This window comes from Herbaspirillum lusitanum P6-12 (assembly GCF_000256565.1).
In the GTDB taxonomy this organism is placed as follows: domain Bacteria; phylum Pseudomonadota; class Gammaproteobacteria; order Burkholderiales; family Burkholderiaceae_D; genus Herbaspirillum; species Herbaspirillum lusitanum.
In genome coordinates, this window is record NZ_AJHH01000090.1 from 1 (window position 1) to 4,206 (window position 4,206).

General features: G+C 63.2%; 4 protein-coding genes. All 4 read right to left on the reverse strand.

Features of this window, described 5'->3' with window-relative positions; translation table 11 throughout:
* The coding region (locus HLUSI_RS0103140; protein WP_016832586.1) for a TatD family hydrolase at positions 1-722 on the reverse strand (722 nt) is incomplete at its 3' end.
* Between the two features lie 63 nt (positions 723-785).
* Positions 786-2,258, reverse strand: coding sequence for a PepSY domain-containing protein (locus tag HLUSI_RS0103145; protein ID WP_016832587.1), 1,473 nt, complete (start codon positions 2,256-2,258; stop codon positions 786-788).
* A 2-nt stretch (positions 2,259-2,260) separates the two neighbouring features.
* Positions 2,261-3,748 carry a TonB-dependent receptor gene (locus HLUSI_RS26720; protein ID WP_050977620.1) on the reverse strand — a complete coding sequence of 496 codons (1,488 nt, stop codon included), beginning with the start codon at positions 3,746-3,748 and terminating at the stop codon, positions 2,261-2,263.
* The coding region (locus tag HLUSI_RS30895) for a TonB-dependent receptor plug domain-containing protein (protein ID WP_157137725.1) at positions 3,660-4,206 on the reverse strand (547 nt) is incomplete at its 5' end. The genes HLUSI_RS30895 and HLUSI_RS26720, both read right to left, overlap by 89 nt.

Consider the following 4,206-nt stretch of genomic DNA (forward strand, 5'->3'; position numbering starts at 1 on the left):
TCCACCGGGATGCCGCGCAAGTCGGCGATGAACTCCGCCACGTGCCGCACCAGGCCGGGCTCGTTGGTCTTGCCGCGATACGGCACCGGCGCCAGGTAAGGCGAATCGGTTTCGATCAGCATGCGTTCCAGCGGAATCGTGCGCGCCACTTCCTGCAAGGCCTTGGCGCTCTTGAACGTGACGATGCCCGAAAAGGAAATATAGAAGCCAAGTTCGATCGCCGCATCCGCCACTTCCTGCGATTCGGTGAAGCAATGCATGACGCCGGCAGCGCCGCCTGCTTCGGGATTGGCGCCCTCTTCGCGCATGATGCGGATAGTGTCTTCCGAGGCTGAACGGGTGTGGATGATCAGCGGCTTGCCGGTGATGCGCGAGGCCCGGATGTGCGTGCGGAAACGCTCGCGCTGCCATTCGAGATCGCCTTGCAGGCGGTAATAGTCGAGGCCGGTTTCACCGATGGCGACGATACGCGGGTTGTCGGCAAGCTCAACCAATTGCTCGACGCTCGGCTCCGGCGTGTCTTCATAGTCGGGATGCACACCGACCGAGGCGTAGATGTGCGGATACTGTTCCGCCAGCGCCAGCACTTGCGGAAACTCGGGGAGATTCACCGAGACGCACAAGGCATGGCTGACGCGGTTCTCGTCCATCTTGCCGAGGATATCCGGCAGGCGCGCGACGAGTTCGGGAAAATTGATATGGCAATGGGAGTCAATATACATGATGGCCGCTATTTTACGCCATCGCCCCGCTGCCGGCCTTTCCAGGCACTGCTCGCACGCAGGTCAATGCCGCAGGCGCCGCACTCCGATCACCACGCCGGTCAGGCTCAAGGCCAGTCCGCCCAGGCTCAGCAGAATCAGCGCAATGTCCCACAACGGCCGGCTCGACAGCAGCACCGGCAAATCCCAGCTGTGCAGGAAGGCGAACAGCCAGCGCTTGACGCGTTGCGTGCCGTCCAGTTTGCCGAGCACCACGCCGGTGGCCGGATCGATGTGCACCCAGGTCTGCGCCGCATCGGCATAGCGCAGGCGCAGCACCGGCAAGGGATGGCGCATGCCGCCCATCATGGTGTGCGCTTCGCGGCTGTAGTAGTACGCATCCTCGCGCTGCAGCAACTCGCTGCCGGCCAGCGGCGCATCGACCAGCTTCGCGGCCGCACGCATCAGTTGCGCCTCAGGTATTCCTTCGTCGACGCGGCGTTCGGCAGCGTCGATCACGCGCGTGCGGCCGGCGCCATTGACGGCGATCAGGTAAGGCTTGCCGTCCAGCATGTGCCAGCGCAATTCGCGCGCCTGCCATGACGGCGGCAATAGCCGCAATGCGTCGCCGCTGCCGAGCGGCCACGCCGCTGGATCGAGCGTACCGCCGGCGTATGCGCGCCGGTTCAATTCCACGCCGCCGCCCTTGAACAGTCCCCACGGATTCATCGACATCAAGCCGCTGAACACCCAGGTCAGCGTAATGCCGGCAAACGCCAGTCCGATCAGATGATGCCAGCGCATCACCGGTTCACGGTATGGCGTCTTCGCACCGGAGCGGAAACGCCCCCGGAACCGCCAGCGCCAGATGCCGATCACGCTGCCGCTGACGGCGACCAGCACGCCCGCCAGCGATAAATAAATGACGATGTGACTCCATGCGGCGTCGAGCGGACCGCCACGAAATGCATACAGCCAATGCAACCAGGCGCCGGCATAGTTCCACACGCGTTCGGTATGCGTCGCCTTGCGCATGACTTCGCCGGTGACGCTGGAAACGTAGAGCAAAGTCTGCTCCGGATCGTCCATCTGTACGCGGTGCAGCGGCCGGTGCAGGTCGAGTCCGCGCGTGTGCGTCCAGGTGTCTTCATCAATACGGTCCAGATACCTCGGCGTGGCGCCCGGCATGAAAACCTGCGCCGCCGCTAGAGCGTCCTTGACATCGACATCGGTGACGGCCGCACCGCTGAGCGCATCGACCGCGATGATCTTTTTGCCGATGCCGAATTGATATTGCGGCCGTCCCGCCACGCTGGTCAGCACAATGGAAGACGGCCTTGCTTCGGCAGGTAATACGCGCGCCGCCTCGCCGACCGCGATGCAGCATCGGGCGGCATCAAGATCCGGCAGGCGCGCCAGCCGCTCCGACTGCGTCAGCTTGGGATAGCCGACGTACATCATCACCACGCCGCTGACGAACCACAGCAGCATGAACAGGCAGGCGACGATGCCGAGCCAGCGATGGATCAGGAACAGCCAGCGTTTGGCGCGCTGCATGCTCAGAAATTCGCCAGCACGGCGACTTCAAACGTACGCGGCGCACCGAGATAGAACATCGGCGTGCTGGTGATGTTGTCGGCGTAGACCTTGTCGGTCAGATTCTTGACGCGCGCGGTGACGGTCGCCTTGTTCAGCTTGCGGCTGAGGCTGGCGCCGAAGATCGCATAACCCGGTGCGCTCACGGTGTTGGCGGTATTGCCGTACACCGACGACACGGCACGCGCGTCGATGCCGGCGTTCCAGTCGGGCAGGAAGGCGTAGTCCAGCCACAGATTGGCCACCCGCGCCGGTGTGTTAGTGGGACGGTTGCCGGCGCGCGAGACCGCGACGCCGCCGACGCTTTCGGTAAAGTTGTCGTACTGCGCGCGCACCAGCGACAGATTGCCTTGCAGGCGCAAGTTCTTTACCGGACGTACGCCGAACGCCAGTTCGACGCCGCGTGACGACTGCTGGCCGACCGGCACGGTGACGTTGGGATTGGTCGAATCGGTCACGGCCAGGTTCTTGCGCGTGATGGCGTAAGCCGAAATCGTCGCGTTGCCGCGGCCGTCCCAGAAGTCGAATTTGCTGCCGGCCTCGACCTGGTCGCCGGTGGTCAAGTCGAAATTCCTGACCTGGCTGAAGTTGGCGGTGGTCAGCACGCCGGCCGGCGGATCGGCGGCGGTGCTATATTGCACGAACAGGTTGGCGCTCGGCGTGATGTCCCATACCAGCCCGGCACGCGCGGTGGTCGGGCGATAGGTGCTCTTGAAATAGGCCGGATCGGTGACGCTGGCGGTACGCTGGTTTTCCACTTCGAGCTCAATGCGGTCATGACGCAAACCGGTCACCAGCGCCAGGGACGGCAATAGCCGGGTGCGGTTTTCAAGGAAGGCCGCGATGGTCGTGACGCGATTGCTGCGGTCCGGAACAAAGTCGGACGTCATCCCGGGAATCGAAAAGAAAGCCTCGGTGCTGAAATTGAGCGGATTGACGCTGCTGACCGGACCGGCCACCGTGCGCGGAAAACGCGTCATCCGATTGACGCTGTAGTCGACGCCGCCCGCCCACTCCGACTCGAGCGCACCAAGCCGGCCGCGATGCTGCCATTCAAATCGATTGCCCGTCAGCTCCTGGTCATGACGCTGCAGGAAGGCCGATGAGCGCACCACTTGCGTGTTGGCCGCGTTGTAACGGTAGACCTCGACATTGCGGTAGTCGCGTAAGGCGTCATAGTGATAAAAAGTATTTTTGAACGAGGTCTGATCGGACAAACGGTACTCGACGATGGAGCGGAACCACTCAACGGTTTGTTCGTACACGCCGTCGTTGGCGTTGTAGTTCTTGAAGCGCGTGGCCGGGTCGATCCGACCTGTTCCGGTAGTCGGATTCAACAGCGGCGTGCCCCAGTAAGGACGATCAACGTGTTCCTGCTGATATTCGTAGGCGAGCGTGTGCGAGAGCTGCGGCGTGATGTCGGTCAGCAGCGACAAGGCGCCGGTCGACATAGCCGTCGCTGCCGCTGCGGCTGAGGTCAATCCGGAGATAGTTGGTGACGCCCTGCCCGTCGGCGGCGCCCAGCTTGCGATTGAGACCGGCCGCCATGACGGATGAATTATTCGATCCATAGCTGCCGTATAGCTGGGCCAGGTCGCCGTCGCGATTGGCTTGCTTGGTGATGTAGTTGATCGCGCCGCCTACCGCACCGGCGCCATGCACAAAGCCGGAGGCGCCGCCGACGGCTTCGACGCGATCGTAGATCCAGCTGTCGATGGGCCGCGCCGAGATCGAGTCATATTGCACCGTGATGCCATTGAACAATTGCGTGATCTGCGATGCCGAAAAGCCTCGATAGGAAACAAACCCGGCTTGTCCCGGCGGCGCCGAAGCGGTCACGCCGGGAATTCCGCGCAGGATCTGCTGCGTGTCGCCGGCGGGGCGGCGCGGTCGATGATGCTGATGCTGC

Coding starts and splice junctions, on each gene's coding strand:
- HLUSI_RS0103145 (WP_016832587.1), bottom strand. CDS start 2,258: ATGCAGCGCGCCAAACGCTGGCTGTTCCTGATCCATCGCTGGCTCGGC.
- HLUSI_RS26720 (WP_050977620.1), bottom strand. CDS start 3,748: ATGTCGACCGGCGCCTTGTCGCTGCTGACCGACATCACGCCGCAGCTC.